General features: G+C 68.9%; 17 protein-coding genes. 10 read left to right on the top strand and 7 right to left on the bottom strand.

The window, feature by feature from the left end:
- Positions 1-7: 7 nt before the first annotated feature.
- Entirely contained in the window at positions 8-1,183 is a 1,176-nt protein-coding gene (gene kch / locus Q0263_RS04400; RefSeq protein WP_298014213.1) for a voltage-gated potassium channel protein, read from the bottom strand.
- Positions 1,184-1,299: 116 nt separating this feature from the next.
- Here kch and Q0263_RS04395 point away from each other — a divergent pair, with 116 nt between their 5' ends.
- A complete protein-coding gene (locus Q0263_RS04395) occupies positions 1,300-2,193 on the top strand; it encodes a cation diffusion facilitator family transporter (protein WP_298013690.1) in 894 nt (297 codons plus the stop codon).
- A 43-nt stretch (positions 2,194-2,236) separates the two neighbouring features.
- On the opposite strand, the gene cadR is transcribed toward Q0263_RS04395, so the two are convergent.
- Positions 2,237-2,665, bottom strand: coding sequence for a Cd(II)/Pb(II)-responsive transcriptional regulator (cadR, locus tag Q0263_RS04390; RefSeq protein WP_298013688.1), 429 nt, complete (start codon positions 2,663-2,665; stop codon positions 2,237-2,239).
- Between the two features lie 89 nt (positions 2,666-2,754).
- Here cadR and Q0263_RS04385 point away from each other — a divergent pair, with 89 nt between their 5' ends.
- Positions 2,755-5,145 (top strand): heavy metal translocating P-type ATPase, encoded by a 2,391-nt coding sequence (locus Q0263_RS04385; RefSeq protein ID WP_298013686.1) that lies wholly within the window; start codon positions 2,755-2,757, stop codon positions 5,143-5,145.
- 1 nt (position 5,146) lies between these two features.
- On the opposite strand, the gene Q0263_RS04380 is transcribed toward Q0263_RS04385, so the two are convergent.
- A complete protein-coding gene (locus Q0263_RS04380; protein WP_298013684.1) occupies positions 5,147-6,061 on the bottom strand; it encodes a LysR family transcriptional regulator in 915 nt (304 codons plus the stop codon).
- A 125-nt stretch (positions 6,062-6,186) separates the two neighbouring features.
- On the opposite strand from Q0263_RS04380, the gene Q0263_RS04375 reads away from it, so the two are divergent.
- A complete protein-coding gene (locus Q0263_RS04375; RefSeq protein ID WP_298013682.1) occupies positions 6,187-6,864 on the top strand; it encodes a DsbA family protein in 678 nt (225 codons plus the stop codon).
- Between the two features lie 24 nt (positions 6,865-6,888).
- On the opposite strand, the gene Q0263_RS04370 is transcribed toward Q0263_RS04375, so the two are convergent.
- Entirely contained in the window at positions 6,889-7,695 is an 807-nt protein-coding gene (locus tag Q0263_RS04370; RefSeq protein ID WP_298013680.1) for an META and DUF4377 domain-containing protein, read from the bottom strand.
- Positions 7,696-7,863: 168 nt separating this feature from the next.
- On the opposite strand from Q0263_RS04370, the gene Q0263_RS04365 reads away from it, so the two are divergent.
- The 3 genes from Q0263_RS04365 to Q0263_RS04355 all read left to right on the top strand — a co-directional run bounded on the left by Q0263_RS04365 (position 7,864) and on the right by Q0263_RS04355 (position 10,654).
- A complete protein-coding gene (locus Q0263_RS04365) occupies positions 7,864-9,057 on the top strand; it encodes a S8 family serine peptidase (RefSeq protein ID WP_298013678.1) in 1,194 nt (397 codons plus the stop codon).
- Positions 9,058-9,061: 4 nt separating this feature from the next.
- A complete protein-coding gene (locus tag Q0263_RS04360) occupies positions 9,062-9,322 on the top strand; it encodes a hypothetical protein (protein ID WP_298013676.1) in 261 nt (86 codons plus the stop codon).
- A gap of 252 nt (positions 9,323-9,574) precedes the next feature.
- Positions 9,575-10,654, top strand: a complete 1,080-nt coding sequence (locus tag Q0263_RS04355; RefSeq protein WP_298013674.1) for a permease — start codon at positions 9,575-9,577, stop codon at positions 10,652-10,654.
- 17 nt (positions 10,655-10,671) lie between these two features.
- On the opposite strand, the gene Q0263_RS04350 is transcribed toward Q0263_RS04355, so the two are convergent.
- Both Q0263_RS04350 and Q0263_RS04345 read right to left on the bottom strand, forming a co-directional pair.
- Positions 10,672-11,310, bottom strand: a complete 639-nt coding sequence (locus Q0263_RS04350) for a glutamine cyclotransferase (protein WP_298013672.1) — start codon at positions 11,308-11,310, stop codon at positions 10,672-10,674.
- Positions 11,311-11,345: 35 nt separating this feature from the next.
- Positions 11,346-12,566: a helix-turn-helix domain-containing protein gene (locus tag Q0263_RS04345; RefSeq protein ID WP_298013670.1), complete on the bottom strand. Its 1,221-nt coding sequence runs from the start codon at positions 12,564-12,566 to the stop codon at positions 11,346-11,348.
- Positions 12,567-12,652: 86 nt separating this feature from the next.
- Here Q0263_RS04345 and Q0263_RS04340 point away from each other — a divergent pair, with 86 nt between their 5' ends.
- The 4 genes from Q0263_RS04340 to Q0263_RS04325 all read left to right on the top strand — a co-directional run bounded on the left by Q0263_RS04340 (position 12,653) and on the right by Q0263_RS04325 (position 16,144).
- A complete protein-coding gene (locus Q0263_RS04340) occupies positions 12,653-13,432 on the top strand; it encodes a DUF899 domain-containing protein (protein ID WP_298013668.1) in 780 nt (259 codons plus the stop codon).
- A 20-nt stretch (positions 13,433-13,452) separates the two neighbouring features.
- Positions 13,453-13,725, top strand: coding sequence for a hypothetical protein (locus Q0263_RS04335; protein ID WP_298013666.1), 273 nt, complete (start codon positions 13,453-13,455; stop codon positions 13,723-13,725).
- A gap of 190 nt (positions 13,726-13,915) precedes the next feature.
- Complete coding sequence (locus Q0263_RS04330; protein WP_298013664.1) at positions 13,916-14,557, top strand: c-type cytochrome; 642 nt, start codon at positions 13,916-13,918, stop codon at positions 14,555-14,557.
- Positions 14,558-14,647: 90 nt separating this feature from the next.
- The gene (locus Q0263_RS04325; RefSeq protein WP_298013662.1) at positions 14,648-16,144 is read left to right on the top strand and encodes an FAD-binding oxidoreductase; all 1,497 of its coding nucleotides are present in this window, start codon (positions 14,648-14,650) and stop codon (positions 16,142-16,144) included.
- 52 nt (positions 16,145-16,196) lie between these two features.
- Here the strand turns inward: Q0263_RS04325 and Q0263_RS04320 are convergent, their stop codons facing one another.
- Complete coding sequence (locus Q0263_RS04320; RefSeq protein WP_298013660.1) at positions 16,197-17,240, bottom strand: DUF72 domain-containing protein; 1,044 nt, start codon at positions 17,238-17,240, stop codon at positions 16,197-16,199.
- Positions 17,241-17,294 lie beyond the last annotated feature (54 nt).

The following is a 17,294-nucleotide window of genomic DNA, read 5'->3' as shown; positions in this document are numbered from 1 at the left end:
GCCAGGATCAGCCCGGATCGGGCGTCTTTTCCCCGAACAGCAAGCGGGTGATCAGGGCTTCGTCGATGGCCTCTCCGCTGAGCGTGCGCGCCAGGATCTCGCTGCCCAGCGCCTGCAGGGAAATCACGATGTCGGGATTGACGCGGCGGATCTTGCTGAGGTGCATGGGCGAATTCACCAGGGCCACCAGCCTGGTGTCGGATCCCCCGGCTTCGCGGCCCGCCATGACGATGAAGGCGTTTTCCGAATCGTCCTGGCGCAGCGCCAGGATGTAGCGGGCATGGGTCGCGCCCGCCTGCTGCAGGACAGCGGTCTCCGAGGCGTCGCCTTCCAGCAGGTCGGCGTCCGCGGGATACGGATGGCCGTCCATGGACGGCACGATCACCGTCACGTCGTGGCCACGCTGGCGCAAGGCGGCGTGCAGGCTTTGGGCCAAAGGACTGACCCCCGCCAGAATGATGTGATTTTTACGCATGCTGTGTGAAACCCTTCCGCGCATCAGCCGCCGGATGTTGCCCCCGATCAAAGGTCCGACCACGGCGCTGATGGAAGTGGCGAAGACCGTGATCCCCAGAATGATGATGGAAATCGTGAACAGCCGCGCCGCATCGGTGTGCGGGCTGATGTCCCCGTAGCCCACGGTGGACATGGACACGATGGAAAAATACAGGGCCGTGACGGGATCGTGCACCGGCGGGGAGAACTCGTCGCCCAGGTACAGGACGCCGAAGACCGCATAGACCAGCAGGCTGGCGACGCTGAGCACGGCGAACAGACTGCCGGCCGTCAGGCTGGCTCGGTCGAAATGGCGCCAGTAGCCGATCAGCACCACCACCAGCACGACGGTGTAGACCAGCAGCCCCAGGTGCCCCTGGCCGCGCCACAGCGAATACGTGCCCACCACCGCCAACAGCAGCAGGCTCATGGCCCAGGCGATGCGGGCCCGATACAGCAGGCCGACGGCCATCACCTGCACGCCCAGGCCGAGCATCAGGCGCGACATCTGGGCGATGCCGCCGGAATCCAGGAATGCCGTCACGCTGGCGCTGTCGCGCACCTGCAGCGCCTGCATCAGGCCCTGGCTGCCGATCACCTGCCACAGCGGCTGCAGGAACAGATAGCCGTCGACGGCGACCAGCGCGGCGATCAGCCAGTGCCACGGGAACTGGCGCATCAGGCGCATGCCGCGCTCCACCACGGAAGGAACATGAAACCGCATGCAGGGGGCAATCCCGATCGACCGACACGGAATCCAGTGTACTGCACCGTCCCGCCCGGGCCGACCGTATACTGACGGCCATGTCACTCCTGTCCAATGCCCACACCGAGACGCCCGAACGCCAGGCGGCGGCCCGCCGCAGCACCTGGGTCAGCGTCTGGGTCAATCTGCTGCTGACCGGCGCCCAGCTGGCGATCGGCCTGTTCGCGCAATCCCAGGCGCTGGTGGCCGACGCCATCCATTCCCTGTCGGACCTGGTGTCCGACGGCATCGTGCTGTTCGCCAACAAGCACAGCGCCAAAGGCCCGGACGCCGACCATCCCTACGGACACCTGCGCTTCGAAACCGCCGCCACCCTGGGCATCGGCCTGCTGCTGGCCATCGTCGGCCTGGGCATGCTGTGGCGCAGCTTCGAACGCCTGCAGGCCCCCGATCTGATCCCCGTGGTCCACACGGCGGCCTTCTACGTGGCCCTGCTGGCCCTGCTGTCCAAGGAACTGCTGTTCCGCTACCTGCTGCGCGTGGCGCATCGGGTGCGGTCCACCCTGCTGGTGGCCAATGCCTGGCATGCGCGCTCGGACGCCGCCTCGTCCCTGGTGGTCGCCCTGGGGGTCGGAGCCAACCTGGCCGGCCTGCCGCTGGCCGACCCGCTGGCCGCCCTGATCGTGGGCCTGATGATCATCCGCATGGGCTGGAAGTTTTCCTGGCAGGCCTTCAACGACCTGGTGGACCGCGCCGCCGACCGGGACACTGAACAGGCCATCCGCGAACGCATCCTGGCCACGCCGGGCGTGCGCGGCATCCACGACCTGCGCACCCGGAAGATGGGCGACATGATCTGGGTGGAAGTGGACATCGAAATGGACGGCCGGCTGACCATCGTCGAGGGCCATGCGATCGCGGTCGCCGCGCGCGAACGGGTCATGGCGGACCTGCCGGTCCTGGACGTGATGACGCACTTCGACCCGGTATAGGGTTCCTTCCGATCGACGACCGGGTCCCGGCAAGACGCTTCGGTCACAGGTGCGTGGCGTGCGGCGGCTTTTCCGCGGTTTCCATGCTCGCCAGCCCCTGGACGATGCCGCAGGCGTCCACGGCCTGCTCGGCCTGGCACTGCGCGCGCAGGCCCGTCAGCTGGCGGCGCAGGTCCTGCAATTCGCGCAGGCGCACCTGCACGTGGGCGATGTGCTCGTCCAGCAGATGATTGATGGCGCCGCAGTTCCGCGCCGGATGATCGACCATGCCCAGCAGGGCCCGGATTTCCTCATGGGCCATGTCCAGTCCCCGGCAATTGCGGATGAAGCGCAGGCGTTCCAGATGCGCCGGGCCGTACTGCCGGTAATTGCCCTGGCTGCGCTGGGGCGCCGGCAGCAGGCCCGCCTTTTCATAGAAGCGGACGGTTTCCGGAGAACAGCGGGCGGCACTGGCCAATTCACCGATTTTCATGATGCGGAACTCCTCGCGGCGGGTGGCTTGACCTTGTAGCGACTACAAGGTGTCTACTGCCATCATAGAACGTATCACGAGCCATTGCCATGCCGCACACCCCGCATTCCGACACGCCGCCGCCCCGCCCGCAGGCCGCGCCGGGCCACGTCCATGAACACGAACACGGGCACGGGCACGCGCACGGTCACGACGGCCAGCCCCACGCGCACCCGGCGGCGCCCGGGACCGGCGCGGACGCCTGCTGCAACGGCGCGTCCGGCCCGGCCCCCGCGCTGGCCGCGCTGGCGCCCTCGACGGCCGAGGGCGCCGATCTGCGCACCCAGTTGCGCATCCTGCAGATGGACTGCCCGACCGAGGAAGCCCTGATCCGGCAGGCCCTGGGCCGCCGCCCCGACGTCCGGCACCTGGAATTCAATCTGATGCAGCGGGTGCTGACGGTGGTCCACGCGCCGGACGCCCTGGACGCCATCCTGCAGACGATCCGCGCGCTGGGCTTCACCCCCGAACAGGCCGCCGATTCCGCGGCGCCCGTCAAGGACGCCCCCGCCCCCTGGTGGCCGCTGGCGGCCGCCGGCGCCGCCGCGCTGGCCGCCGAAGCCGCGCACTGGATGGACGCCCCCTGGCCCGTGCCCGCCGCGCTGGCGATCCTGGCCGTCCTGGGCTGCGGCCTGGGCACCTATCGCAAAGGCTGGACCGCCATCCGCCACGGGCAGATGAACATCAACGCCCTGATGAGCATCGCCGTGACCGGCGCCCTGTTCCTGGGCCAATGGGCGGAAGCCGCCATGGTCATGGTGCTGTACGAACTGGCCGAACGCATCGAGGCCCTGTCCCTGGACCGGGCGCGCAACGCCATCCAGGGACTGATGCAGCTGACCCCGGACCAGGCCAGCGTCCTGCAGCCCGACGGAAGCTGGCGGGACGTGGCGGCCGCGTCGGTGCCTGTTGGCGCCCGGGTGCGGGCGCGGCCGGGCGAGCGCATCGCCCTGGACGGCCGGATCCTGTCGGGCCGCTCCGCCATCGACCAGTCGCCCATCACGGGGGAAAGCCTGCCCATCGACAAGGCCCCCGGCGACCCGGTCTACGCCGGGACCATCAACGGATCGGGCGCCCTGGAATACCAGGTGCTGTCGGCCGCGGGGGAATCCACCCTGGCGCGCATCATCCGCGCCATCGAGTCGGCCCAGTCCGCCCGCGCGCCCACCCAGCGCTTCGTGGACCGCTTCGCCCGCGTCTACACGCCGCTGGTGGTGCTGCTGGCGCTGGCGATCGCCGTGACGCCCCCGCTGCTGGGCCTGGGCGGCTGGCACGAATGGATCTACAAGGCCCTGGTGCTGCTGGTCATCGCCTGCCCCTGCGCCCTGGTGATCTCCACGCCGGTCTCCATCGTCAGCGGCCTGGCCGCCGCCGCCCGCCACGGCGTGCTGATCAAGGGCGGCGTTCACCTGGAACAAGGCCGGCTGCTGCGCTGGATCGCGCTGGACAAGACCGGCACCCTGACCCACGGCCGCCCGGTGCTGACCGACAGCCAGACCCTGGGAGACCAGGACGCCGCCCGCGTCCACGCGCTGGCCGCCGGCCTGGCCGGGCATTCCGACCATCCGGTCTCCCGCGCCGTCGCCCAAGGCCTGGCCGCATCCCCGGATGGCGCACCCGGTCTGGCGCCGGCCGGCGAAGCGCAGGCCATCACGGACTTCGAAGCCCTGCCCGGACGCGGCACGCAGGGGCGGGTCGACCAGGTCCGCTATCAGCTGGGCAATCACCGGCTGATCCACGAGCAGGGCCTGTGCTCCCCGGCGCTGGAAACGCGGCTGGAAGCCCTGGAACGGCAAGGCAAGACCGTCGTGATGCTGGCCGACGCCGGCCAGGTGCTGTCCCTGTACGCCGTGGCCGACACCGTCAAACCCGACAGCGCGGCCGCCATCCGCGCCCTGCACGACCAGGGGGTCAGCACCGCCATGCTGTCGGGCGACAATCCGCACACGGCGGCGGCCATCGCGGCCCAGGTCGGCATCGACCGCGCCGAAGGGAATCTTCTGCCCGAGGACAAGCTGCAGGCGGTCGCCCGGCTGACGGACGGCGGCGCGGCGGTCGGCATGGTGGGGGACGGGATCAACGATGCGCCGGCGCTGGCGCGCGCCGACATCGGTTTCGCCATGGGCGCCATGGGCACGGACGCCGCCATCGAAACGGCGGACGTCGCCCTGATGGACGACGATCTGCGCAAGATCCCCTGGTTCATCGGCCTGTCGCGGGCCACGCACCGCATCCTGATCCAGAACATCGCTCTGGCCCTGCTGATCAAGGCGGTCTTCCTGGTCCTGACGGTCGCCGGACTGGGCACCATGTGGATGGCGGTATTCGCCGACGTGGGCGCCAGCCTGCTGGTGGTGGGCAACGGCCTGCGGCTGCTGCGGCATCGCGGGGTGCCGCCGTCCGCCGCGGCCCGCGCGGCTGCCGCTCCGGCCGCCGCCTGAATCAACAGGCCTGCGCGACCCCCCGGGACACCTCGGGCCGCGCGAAGGCATCCACCAGGAAATCCAGGAACCGGCGCATCAGCACGGACTGGTGTTCCCGGCTGGCATAGACGGCATGGATGCCCAGGCTCTGGGGCTCGGCCTCGGGCAGCAGGATTTCCAGTTCGCCCCGCGCCACCGGAGCCTTGGCGGCGGGCCAGGGCATCAGGCTGATGCCCGCCCCCGCCTGGGTGGCGCTCAGCAGGGTCATGCTGTCATTGGCGCTGAGATTGCCGCTGACCGGCACCTCCACGATTTCGCCCCCCAGGGTGAAACGCCACAGGCTGCGGCCGAAATAGGTGTAGGTCAGGCAGTTGTGGTCCACCAGGTCTCCCAGGCCGGCCGGGCGCCCGCGCCGGGCCAGGTAGGCGGGCGCCGCGCACAGGACGAAACCGCACACCCCCAGCGGACGGGCGATCAGGACGGGATCCAGGGAATTGCTGACGCGAACAGCCATGTCGATGCCCTCGGCCACCAGGTCCATCGTGCTTTCGGCCACCAGCAATTCGATGGCGGATTCGGGATGCAGCGCCAGGAACCGGCTGACCAGCCCCGCCAGCAGCGTCTGCGCCAGGGCCTGGGGACAGGCCACGCGCAGGACGCCCTGCATCTGCGCGTCCTCATCCACCGACCGCCAGGGCAGCTGGTCGGCCAGCGTCAGCAATCCCAGGCTGCGGTCCAGCATCTGCTGGCCGATCAGGGTCAGCCCCAGATGGCGGGTATTGCGGTGGAACAGGCGCGCCCCGGCCCAATTTTCCATCTCGGCCAGGTACCGGGTCACCATGGCCCGCGACATCTGCAGGGTGGAGGCCGCAGCCGTCAGGCTGCCGCGTTGTGCAATGGTGACGAATACCCGAGCGGCCATCAAGCGGTCCATGATATGCGCATCCCATGCAACAAAGATGCTCACATTATGCCGTTTATCACCGCGCTCAAATATCAGAGAATACGGCACCGCCGCACCAGCGCGCCGGCGGCCCGATACCCGGATTCACGCCCCCCATGTCCGCCGCACCCACGCACGCCGCCTCTTCCGCCTCCGACGGCACCACCCTGCACTACGTCTTCGACCCCTTGTGCGGCTGGTGCTATGCCGTGGCGCCCTTGGTCCAGGCCGCCAGCCGGGTGCGGGGCATCCGCGTCGAACTGCATGCGGGCGGCATGCTCAGCGGCTCCATGCGCCGGCGCATCACGCCCGACTGGCGCGAACACGTCATTCCCATGGACCGCCGCATCGCCCAGCTGTCGGGCCAGCCTTTCGGGGACGCCTATTTCAACGGACTGCTGCGCGACGACGCGGTCTGGCTGGATTCCGCGCCCCCCACCGCCGCCATCCTGGCGGCGGAATCGCTGGACGGCCAGGGCCTGCGCATGCTGCATCGCATCCAGCAAGGCCACTACGTCGAAGGCGCCGCCGTGGCCGACGAAGCCGTCCTGCAGCGCCTGGCCCAGGACATCGGCCTGCCCGGCGACGCATTCAAGGCGCGTTTCCAGTCCATGTCCGGAGACGCCTGCGAAGCCCACGTCGCCGACACCCGCGCGCTGATGCACGCGTTCGGAATCACCGGCTTTCCCGCCGTGCTGATGCACCGGGACGGCACCTGGGGCGCCCTGCCGATCCAGCGGTACCTGGGCCGGCCCACCCTGTGGCGCGACGCCCTGGAACCGCCCGAGGCCTGACGGCCCCGCCGTCGTCCGGGCCGCTCAGCGCCCCTGCTGCACGACCAGATCCAGCACGTACAGCACCGACGACGCGTCCGCCGGCGGGTTCTTCCAGTCATAGCGCTTGACCCGCAGGATGGCGGCGACGCCGTCCTGGTGCGTGTACCCTTGGATGGTGTCATACAGCGGATGCCAGGGCCCAGCCGCCGGCAGCAGCATGCCCGCGTCGCTGTATCGGCGTTCACGCACGCTCAGGCAGCGGTGATCCGGAATCAGGGGATGATTGCAGGCGACCGTCCGCGGGGCGACTTCCAGGAACTCGACGACGCCCCGGCTGCCGGTCAGGGTCTCGGGAGTGGGCTTGCCGGCGAAACGCAGCACGTCGCCGGCCTGCGTCGTCAGCGCCAGGGACGGATCTCCCGGCTGGCCGCCGATGCGCGCCGCCAGGGAACCCTTCAGCAGACCGGCCAGCGCCTGGTCCCGCCGCATCAGATCGGGCGCGCAGGCCTTCATGGTGCTCGCCAGCCCCTGGATCCGCAGACTGTCCGATTTCAGGGCATAGCCGCCAAATTGCGTATTGCAGCCGCCCAGCACCCGGATGGCCTGGTCGGAAAACGCCAGACGCGCGGGGCTGTCGGCGCCCGCCCCCAGCGCCGCGATGTCGCGCCCCTGGGCATCCCGGCCATCCACCAGGCGCCAATCGTAGGCGGCGAGGGTCCGGGCATCGAGGCGCAAGGGAGTGGTGATCGTCATGGCGGGGGAATCCGGCGCGGAAGGAGCGGTCGACGGCGTCTGGGCGCATGCGCCCAGCATCAGGACCAGGGAGCAGATGGCAAGAGTCTTTTTCATGAAGCGTCTTTCAGGTGGAACAGCCGCCATGATATCAATGCCTGTTACGAGTTGCGCGCAACAGGCATGTTTCGACGGTGAATTTATTGCAAAAACACTTTACTGCCGCTATTTCGAAGATTTCCCCCATGCTATGGTGACTCATCGCCACCCCAGCGGGAGAGTGCCATGTCACGCATCAACGCCGGCGCCCGGTCCGTAACCGGACGCTATCTGATTCTCTTGGGCCAGGACGATCTGCAGGCCAGCATCCAGCACCTGAGCAGCCTCGCCCAGGTTTCCATCCGCCACCGATCCAGCGCCGCGACCGAGGCGCTGGACGACGCCTGCGCCCTGGTGTTCGACCATATCGGCGTAGCCTTCGTGCGCTGCACGGAACAGGCCCAGGCGCGCCTGGCCGAGGCGGCCGGCGGCAACACCATCCTGGCCGTCGAGCCCGAACGCACCGTATACGCCATCGCGGACACCGGGCGCCGGGCCGGCGCGGCGGCCGAAGCCACGTGGGGCGTGCGCGCGGTCGGCGCCGATGCGACCGGGCAGACGGGCAAGGGCGTCCGCATCGCCATCCTGGACACCGGGCTCGATCTGACGCATCCCGATTTCGCCGGCCGCACCATCGAAAGCCGCTCTTTCGTGCCGGGCCAGCCCGTGCAGGACGGCAACGGCCATGGCACCCATTGCGCGGGCATCGCCGCAGGGCCCGCGCAACCGAAAGGACAGCCCCGCTACGGGGTGGCCGGAGAGGCGGATCTGTATATCGGCAAGGTCCTGGGAGACGATGGAAGCGGCGCCGACGGCGGGATCCTGGAGGGCATCGACTGGGCCGTCGAGCAAGGCTGCGCCATCGTGTCCATGTCGCTGGGCAGCCCGGTCGAGCCGGGACAGGGTTACTCCGCCGTCTTCGAGGGCGTCGCCCGCCGGGCCCTGGCCGCCGGCACGCTCATCGTCGCCGCCGCCGGCAACGAGAGCGAGCGCCCCGGGCGGATCGCGCCCGTGGGCCACCCGGCCAACTGCCCGTCCATCGCGGCCATCGGCGCCCTTGCGGAAGACCTGTCCGTGGCGCCTTTCTCGGACGGCGGCCTGCAGGGCGACGGCGGTGAAATCAATCTGGCGGCCCCGGGGGTCGACATCCTGTCTTCCTGGCCGGCCCCCGAACTGCACCAGACGCTGAGCGGCACCAGCATGGCGACGCCCTTCGTCGCGGGCGTCGCGGCGCTCCATGCGCAAGCCGATCCCGATGCCCGCGCCGACCGGCTGCTGAAACGCCTGACGGAGGCCGCCGGAAAGCTGCAGGCGCCGCCGCGCGACGTGGGCGCCGGCCTGGTGAAGGCGCCCGGCGCCGCCTCGCAATCCAGGGGCTGACATCATGTCCCGGATCCACCTGACCGTCCTGATCCACGAAGACTGGCGCGATCGCTACCGGCTCGTCGTCGAGCGCTGTCGGCAGGCGGGCCTGGACGTGGAGCGGGAACTCGCGACGATCGGAGCCATCGCCGGCAGCATCGAGGAAGACCATCTGACGGAACTCTCGACCGTGGAGGGGGTCTGCGCGGTGGAGCCGGAACGCACGAACGTCGCGCTGCAGCGGGAACCCCGCGGGCCCGGGGATGAAAAGGGCGGCCGCTGAACGCGGCGGCCGCGCCGCCGGCATTTCGCGTCCGACCCTCCTCCAGTCCCGCTCCCCGGACCCGCGCGCTCCGCCGCTTCCGGCACGGCATGGTTTATGATGGCGGCCGGCCCCGACGCCACAATGGCGCCGCACGGTCCCCTTCATTGCCCGCCTTCCGACCATGCCTGAACGATCCCCCTCGACGACAACGCGTCCTTCCGCACGCGCTGTTTCCCCTCGCGCCCGCCTTCCCCGTCCCGGGAGCCCGCGATGACCGGCCGCCCCTCCGCCCCGCACGCGCGGCATCCTCTCTGGGGGCTCTGCGTCTTCGCCCTGATCGCGCTCGTCGGCCTGTATTACGTGAAATGGTCGCCCTACTACGACCGGATCTTCGTCGCGGAGCAGACCCGCTCCATCGGCGGCTCCATCCTGAACGGCAGCGACGGCATGCTCCCCGCGCCCTCGCTGCAGGCCGCCCTGGACTACGCCCTGGCCTATGGGCGTGCGATCTGGAAGGCGCTGATCCTGGGGCTGCTGCTGGGATCCGCCCTGCAGGCCCTGCTGCCGCCCCGATGGATCCGGCGCTGGCTGGGGGGTTCCGGCGCGGGCAGCGTCCTGACGGGCAGCCTGCTCTCCATTCCCAGCATGATGTGCACCTGCTGCTCCGCCCCCGTGGTGAACGGGCTGCGGCAGTGCCGCGCGGCCCCTGGCGCCACCGCGGCCTACTGGCTGGGCAACACCATGCTCAATCCGGCCACGCTGGTGTTCATGGGCTTCGTGCTCGGCTGGCAATGGGCCGGGCTGCGGCTGGCCGCGGGCCTGGCGATGGTGCTGGGGCTAGGCTGGCTGGTGAACCGCCTGAACCGTTCCAGCGCTCCGCTGGCGTCGACCCCCGCAGGCATGGACACGGACGCCTGCGATGCCGACGCGCCCATGGATGTCCACTCCATGCTGCGACGCTGGGCGCGGGCCTTCACGGGCATGGCGCTGCGCCTGCTGCCCGAATACCTGATCCTGGTGCTGCTGCTGGGCGCCGCCCGCGCCTGGCTGTTCCCGGTGCTGGACATGAGCATCGACAACAGCCTGCTGTGGATCGCGGGTGCCGCCATTGCCGGACTCCTCTTCGTCATCCCGACCGCCGGCGAAGTCCCCATCGTCCAGGCCATGCTGGCGCTGGGCGTCGCGGCCGGCCCGGCCGCCGCGCTGCTCGTCACGCTGCCGCCCGTGAGCCTGCCTTCGCTGGCCATGGTGGCCAAATCATTCCGCCGCGCGGACCTGGCGGTCATGATCGCCGGCATCGTGTTCCTGGGCATGCTGGCGGGCGGCGCGGCGGTCCTGTTGGGGTTCTGAGCCGGAATCAGTTCGCCTCAAGCGGATTGCGGCCGGCGGACGGCCCGTATCTTGCCGCTGTCGCCGCCGCCGCAGAAGAATCGGCCGGCCGCGTCGGCTTCCAGGCCCGACACGCCGGCGCCCGCGGGCATCCCGATCCGTTCCATGACCTCGCCCGTCTCGGGGTCGATCCGCCTCACGTCGCTCTCGTCGCCCTCCCAGGTGCCGTGCCAGAGCTGCCCGCCGACCCAGGTGACGCCGGTGACGAGGCGGTCGGACTCGATCGTGCGCAGGACATCGCCCGTCTCCGGATCGACCTGATGGATCTTGCGGCCGCGGGCCTGGCCGACCCAGAGCGAACCTTCGGCCCAGGCCAGACCGGAATCGCCGCCATGGCCCGGCGTCGGAATGGCGGCGAGCACCCGCCCGCTTTGCAGATCGATCTTCAGGATGCGGTCGTCGACGATCTGGAACAGATGCGTGCCGTCGAAGGCAGTCCCCGCATCTCCGGCGACATCGATCACGCGCACGACCTTGCCGGTCTCGGGATCGAGGGCATTGAGCCGGTCGCCGCTGGCGAACCAGACGTGCCGGCCGTCGAAGGTGAGGCCATGGACCTGGCTGGCGCCGGGAAAAGGACCATATTCGCGAAGGATGTCGGCTTGGGAGTGTTTCATGGCGATCGCCCGGTCGGGTTGCTGATGCCCATAGTCTAGGCGCCCGGCAAAGGGCCTGGGAGTAACAATATTGTCGGGAAGCCGGGCACGGACGGCGCCGTCCAGCGCCGCGCCCGGCCGCCGCCGAAGGATTGCGCCTTCCCGGCTGCCGAGAGCCGTTCGAGCGCCCGCTGCACGGTGCGGGGGCTCGAACCCAGCGCGACCGCCAGCGCGGAACTGGACCACGCCTCGCCATCGGCCAGGAAGGCGAGCACGTCCGCATCCGGTTCATCGACGGGCGGCGCCAGCGTGACCACCCTTGCCGCATGGCGCGGGGCCAGCGCGAAACCGTCCGCCGTCGCCGAAATCTCCGCGACCTGGCCTAGTTCCGCGCGCAACCGCGCGATCTCGACCCGCAGCCGGACCCGATGCGACTCGTCGGCGTGCCGGGCGCGAAAGGCGCGCTCGATGAGGATATCCCTCGGCGCGCCGGCGGGCCATGCCTCGCCCAGAATGCGGACCAGGGTGAACAGGACCGGACGCGACGCGAGCGACACCACCGCGCGACGATCGCGCACCACGTTCCGGCAGGCATCAACGACCAGGACATCGGATCCCAGCAGCGTCTCCACGTCCCCGAGACGGACAAGGCGTTCCTCGCCGCCCGCGATCAGGCGAGCCGCCGGCGCATCGAGAACACGGGCCGCGCCGGCGACTTCGGCCGTCAAGGCAGGAATGTCGGCTCGCCGCGCGGCCTCGGCAGCCCGGGAAAAGGCGGCGCGCGCTTCACGCGTCTCGATACGGCGGATGGCGGCCCCGGCCACGGTCAGCTCGTACGCGGCGCGCGACGCGGGCGGGAGCAGCGAAGGATCGAGCCCGGCCAGCAGGCGCTCCGCCTCGTCCAGGCGGCCGATCAGCAAATGGCGGCGCGCGGAAAGATTGCGGGCATGCGCAGCATTGGCGACGTCGCCCTGCGCGTCCAGCGTCGCCCATGCCGCATCCAGCGCTTTTTCCGGCCATCCCAGGTCTCGCGAGACCAGCGCGATCTCGGCCTCGGCCACGACGCAGCGCGCCCGGCCGACCGATTCCTTCGGGCCGAAGGCGCGGGCGGCGCGCTTGAGCAGCGCCTTGGCAAGCCCGAAGTCGCCGAGCTGCGCCATGATGATGCCGCGCAGCGCCAGCGCGGGCGGATCGTCCCTGAGCGCGACCCGATTGAGCGCGCCGAGCAGATCGCCCCGGGCTAGGGCCCGCGCCGCCGCGGTGATCAGAGAGTCCATCGGATTCCCGCCAAACTTGTCACTCCCCTGGGGTCGCCGAGAGGCACTACGCTTCAATGACCTGATGACATTGAAGGAGCGAAACGATGATCGCACATGAAACCGTAACACGCGAGGAATGGATCGCGGCGCGCGTCAGATTGCTGGCGGCCGAGAAGGATCTCACGCGCAGGAGCGACGAACTGGCGCGGCAGCGGCGGGCGCTGCCCTGGGTCCGCATCGACAAGGACTACGTCTTCGACACGCCCGCCGGTCCGCGTTCGCTCGCCGATCTGTTCGAGGGCCGCCACCAGCTGCTCATCCAGCATTTCATGTTCGCCCCCGGCTGGGAACAGGGGTGTCCGAGCTGCTCCTTCATGGCCGACCACAACGACGGCATGATCGTGCACCTGGCCCATCGAGACATCACCTTCGCGGCCGTCTCCCGCGCGCCGCTTTCCGAGATCGAGCGCTTCCGCCGGCGGATGGGATGGCGATTCACCTGGGCGTCTTCGCACGGCACAGACTTCAACTACGACTTCAAAGTCAGTTTCACGCCCGAGGAAGTGGCCAGCGGCCACGTCGACTACAACTACGGCGGCTGGCCCTACGCGTACGAGGAGTGGCCGGGCATCAGCGTCTTCTTCAGGGACGACGCGGGCGAGGTCTTCCACACCTATTCGCGCTATGGCCGCGGCGTGGAAGACATGATGGGCGCCTACCGGATGCTCGACCTCACCCCCAAAGGCCGCGACGAAAGGGATGTGGAATACAAGATGGAATGGGTCCGCCATCACGACCGCTACGAGCCGGAAGCGGAGGCCCCTACGGAGTCCGGCTCGATCGACGGCCTGTTGGACGCCGTCAAGCACGGGTGCTGCGGCTGACGCCGCCCAGGAGAAACGGGATGATCGGGATCCATCGCAAGGGCCAGGCCGGCGAGGCAAGCCCGCCGGACGACCGCAGGCCGGGCCTGCCGGAGTGGCTGCATCTCGCCGCGACGCCGACATTCGCGCTGATGGCGCTGCTGACGGCGATTCCGGGCGGCGCGGAGCCGATCACCTGCCTGGGCATGACGGGCGCATCGCCCCTGAGCGGCATGAGCTTCATGTACCTGCTGATGGGCGTCTTCCATGCCGCCCCCTGGGTCAAGCTGGCGTGTCGCGCCCGGCGACCGTAGGACGGCGGATCCAGGCCAGGCGCCGGGATTCCGGACCTTGCCGATACAGGCGCATGCTAAGATCCTTCAGGGTTAAAACGTTCTGGCCATCCCTTTCGACAAGCCCCAGGGTATGGCTCGACGTCATCAGAAGCAGGTCCCTCGCATGCCGTCACGGCCTCCACAGGGACGGATAAAAGAGAGCATTTGAATGCACAATGAAACCCAGGGGCATCGCCGCCTCACCGCGGTCCTGATCACGGCCGCCTTAAGCTGTAGCTTCAGCGCCTTCGCCGGCAGCGGATACATCCCGTCGGACCATGATGCATACCCTTCGGGCGTGACGTCCATTCCGGCGGTTGCCGCCCAGTGCTTCGCATGCCATGGCCCCAACGGACAAGCGGTTTATGACGACTGGCCCAGCCTGGCCGGCCAGAAGCAGGCTTACCTGCTGAAACAGCTCGAGGATTTCAAATCGGGCGCCCGCAAGCACCCGATGATGGCGCCCATCGTCGCGAATCTCAGCGATGCCGACATCAAGACCCTGGCCGCCTACATGAGCGCGCAAGCGCCTGCCCAGCCCCGTCCGGAGTCCGGCGCCGGCCAGACCGCCAAGGCGCCCGCTTCCGCCGCCGCCTGCATGGCATGCCACGACAACGCGGCCCTGCCCGACGCGCCTTTCCTGCACGGGCAAAGACCCGTGTATCTGGCCGCCCAGATACACGCATTCAAGACCGGCGCACGCAAGAACCCGACCATGCAGGCGATGGTCCAATCCCTCAGCGACCAGGACATCGACGCGCTGGCCCGGTATTTCAGTTCATTGCCCCCTCTCGCGCCGGGCAAAAAATAAGAACTCCGGCCGTCTTCAGACGGCCGTCGATATCCACGGCATCCCTCGGGCGGATGCCGCCAAGCGGACATGATGCATGAGGCACAAGGCATGAAAAACACCCCGTTCCTTCGACGTTCATTTCTCAAGCTCGCCGGTCTTGCGGCCGCCGCGCCCTTCCAGATCGGCACGGCCCTGGCAAAAGCGGGGGCCGGCCAGGTTTCGTCCACGGCCCGTCCCGCCGCGCTGGCCGGGTTCAAGGGGGAGATCGTCACGCGCAGCGACTCGGGCTATCTGGGCTGGCTCTGGTCCATGACCTGGTACCGCATCAAGCCCAAGGATGTATTTCCGGCGATGTTCGCCCGCCCCACCAGCAAGGAAGACGTCGTCCTGCTGATGGACTACGCCAACAAGCACGGCATCCAGGTGGTGGCCCGCAGTTCCGGGCACAACATTTCCAACACCGTGCTGGCGCAGGATGCCATCACCGTGGACATGGCGCTGTTCGACACCATCGAAGACATCGACGAAGCCAACAAGACGGTCTGGGCCGGCCCCGGCGTCCTGAGCGAGCCGCTGAACAAGAAGACCTATGCCAAGGGCCTGGCCTTTCCTTCGGCGCACACGGGATTCGTGACCATCGGCGGCTATCTGCTGGGCGGCGGCATGGGGTGGAACATGCCCGCGTGGGGCATGGGCTGCGCATCGGTCCTGGCCGCCGAAGTCGTGCTGGCCAGCGGACAGGTCGTCACCATCTCCCCCACAGAACACACCGATCTGTATGCGGCAATGCGCGGCGTGGGCCCGGGCTTCTTCGGCATCGTCCTGCGCTACAAGCTGCAGCTGCATCAGGCCCCCAAGATCGTGAAGAACACCTATTTCTTCACGCTGGACACCCTGGACAAGGCGGTGCCCGAGTTTCTCAAGCTCCTGCCCGCCAGCAAGAACCGCTCCGAAGTGCTGGGCGCCCTGGGCCGCTTCAATCCGCCCGGAACGCCGCCCGACAAACAGGGATGGCACTGGGCCGTCAACATCTTTTCCTATGGCGCGACCGAAGCCGACGCGCAGGACGCCGCCAAGGTCTTCACCGAAAGCGGCGTGGGCAAGCTGGCGGTCTCCAACCCCGTCAAGAACCAGCCCCTGGACTACCTGGATCTCTACAGCCAGCTTTCCACGGACTTTTACAGCGAATACCGGACCAGCGAAGTCGCGCTGTTCACCGACACGCCGGACAAGGCCCTGCGGATCCTCGGCGAGAAACTGGCGGCCAAGTCGCTGGACCCGCGCTCGTTCGGCTTCTCGGTGCTGGGCTGCAACCCGACCGTGCCGGAACCCTGCAGCTTCACCTACAAAGCCGACCACTACGTGTCCTGGTACCTGATCGGCACGACCAACGAGGACGTCCAGAAGAACTACGCCCTGATGGACGAACTCTACGAAGACCTCAAACCCTTCATCAAGGGCTACTACATCAACGAGATCGACCTCACGCATTTCCCCCATATGGCGAAGGAATGCTTCTCCGACGAGAAGTGGGCGAAGCTGCAGTCCGTGCACGCGCAATACGATCCGAAGAAGCGCTTCGCCTCCTACCTGAACGGTCAGTAGCGGGGCCCGGGTCCAGCGCTCGTCGCCGTCGACCCGCGGCAATGCGCACGCCCTACCCCGCGACGGCCTGGGCGAGCATCTGGATGGAGAGCGGCGCGCAGCCCTCGGCATCGTTGCTGACGGTCACATAGGCCGGCTGGCCCGCGCCCGCGATGCCGCGGATCGTGCGCGCCAGCACGGCGCGGGTGTGGGGATCCTCGCTGAGAATCGCATTGAAGGGGTCGTGCTTTTTCTGCGCATCGGCGTAGCCGTACGCGCCGAAGACGCGATTCAGGCTCCACCGGCAGACCAGCGGCCCCGGCCACAAGGCGCGCAGCAGGGGCAACTGGTCCTGGATCGGCGGCATCTTGCCGTGCAGGCCCAGGCAGAAGGTGGCGCCCTGGGCCTTGAGCGTGTCCACCAGCGCCTGACCCAGGAGCTCCGGATCCCGGACTTCCACCGCGACGATCACGGAGGTCCGCCCGGACAAGGCGTCCCGGACGGCGGCCAGCATCAGTCCCAGTCTTTCCAGCAGCGCCTGGGGGCGACCGAGCCAGGCCCAGGGCAGCGGACTCAACTGGAAGACGAGCACGCCCAGCTTGACGCCCAGGCCATCCAGGGTCGGCCGCACGAAGTGTTCGACCGCCAGACGCGGATCGAGAAAGTCCGGATTGGGCTTGAGCGCCTTGCCCTCGTCGCCGCGCACCTGGGCATCGGTGACGCCGGCCGGGCATTTGACGACGAAGCGGAAGTCCTCGTCGACCTGGGCCGCGTAGGCGGCATACTGGCCCGCCGTCAGCGGACGCCAGAAGCTGCGATCCACGCAGATCGTGCGCAACAGCGGATGCCGGTGGTAGGCGCCCAGCCCGTGCTTCGACAGGACGCTCGGGTCGTATTCCCCGTCCCAGACCAGGCCCTCCCAGCCCGGGTAGGACCAGGTGGAGGCGCCGAAACGCACCTGCGCCGGAAGCTGCCGCGCCAGTTCGCGCCAGGCTTCGGCGGCGAGCGCGGGGCGCACCTTGGCCGCGCGCCGGCTGGCGGGGGATGGGGAATCCGCAGGGGATGTCGCATCGGACGGAGGCGGAGAAACTACGTCTCCGAAAAGATCGCCTTGCATGCGTGTCGTACGAGTCTTGAGACAGGCTACAGGGTACTTCAATGCGAGAAGGCC

The sequence above is a fragment of the uncultured Castellaniella sp. genome (assembly GCF_937988725.1).
Classification (GTDB): Bacteria; Pseudomonadota; Gammaproteobacteria; order Burkholderiales; family Burkholderiaceae_B; genus Castellaniella.
This window is presented reverse-complemented; position numbering and strand designations above follow the sequence as displayed.

Coding starts and splice junctions, on each gene's coding strand:
- Q0263_RS04395 (WP_298013690.1), top strand. CDS start 1,300: ATGTCACTCCTGTCCAATGCCCACACCGAGACGCCCGAACGCCAGGCG.
- Q0263_RS04380 (WP_298013684.1), bottom strand. CDS start 6,061: ATGGACCGCTTGATGGCCGCTCGGGTATTCGTCACCATTGCACAACGC.
- Q0263_RS04345 (WP_298013670.1), bottom strand. CDS start 12,566: ATGGACTCTCTGATCACCGCGGCGGCGCGGGCCCTAGCCCGGGGCGAT.
- Q0263_RS04350 (WP_298013672.1), bottom strand. CDS start 11,310: ATGAAACACTCCCAAGCCGACATCCTTCGCGAATATGGTCCTTTTCCC.
- Q0263_RS04355 (WP_298013674.1), top strand. CDS start 9,575: ATGACCGGCCGCCCCTCCGCCCCGCACGCGCGGCATCCTCTCTGGGGG.
- cadR (WP_298013688.1), bottom strand. CDS start 2,665: ATGAAAATCGGTGAATTGGCCAGTGCCGCCCGCTGTTCTCCGGAAACC.
- Q0263_RS04320 (WP_298013660.1), bottom strand. CDS start 17,240: ATGCAAGGCGATCTTTTCGGAGACGTAGTTTCTCCGCCTCCGTCCGAT.
- Q0263_RS04370 (WP_298013680.1), bottom strand. CDS start 7,695: ATGAAAAAGACTCTTGCCATCTGCTCCCTGGTCCTGATGCTGGGCGCA.
- Q0263_RS04365 (WP_298013678.1), top strand. CDS start 7,864: ATGTCACGCATCAACGCCGGCGCCCGGTCCGTAACCGGACGCTATCTG.
- kch (WP_298014213.1), bottom strand. CDS start 1,183: ATGCGCCTGATGCGCCAGTTCCCGTGGCACTGGCTGATCGCCGCGCTG.
- Q0263_RS04385 (WP_298013686.1), top strand. CDS start 2,755: ATGCCGCACACCCCGCATTCCGACACGCCGCCGCCCCGCCCGCAGGCC.
- Q0263_RS04335 (WP_298013666.1), top strand. CDS start 13,453: ATGATCGGGATCCATCGCAAGGGCCAGGCCGGCGAGGCAAGCCCGCCG.
- Q0263_RS04330 (WP_298013664.1), top strand. CDS start 13,916: ATGCACAATGAAACCCAGGGGCATCGCCGCCTCACCGCGGTCCTGATC.
- Q0263_RS04325 (WP_298013662.1), top strand. CDS start 14,648: ATGAAAAACACCCCGTTCCTTCGACGTTCATTTCTCAAGCTCGCCGGT.
- Q0263_RS04340 (WP_298013668.1), top strand. CDS start 12,653: ATGATCGCACATGAAACCGTAACACGCGAGGAATGGATCGCGGCGCGC.
- Q0263_RS04360 (WP_298013676.1), top strand. CDS start 9,062: ATGTCCCGGATCCACCTGACCGTCCTGATCCACGAAGACTGGCGCGAT.
- Q0263_RS04375 (WP_298013682.1), top strand. CDS start 6,187: ATGTCCGCCGCACCCACGCACGCCGCCTCTTCCGCCTCCGACGGCACC.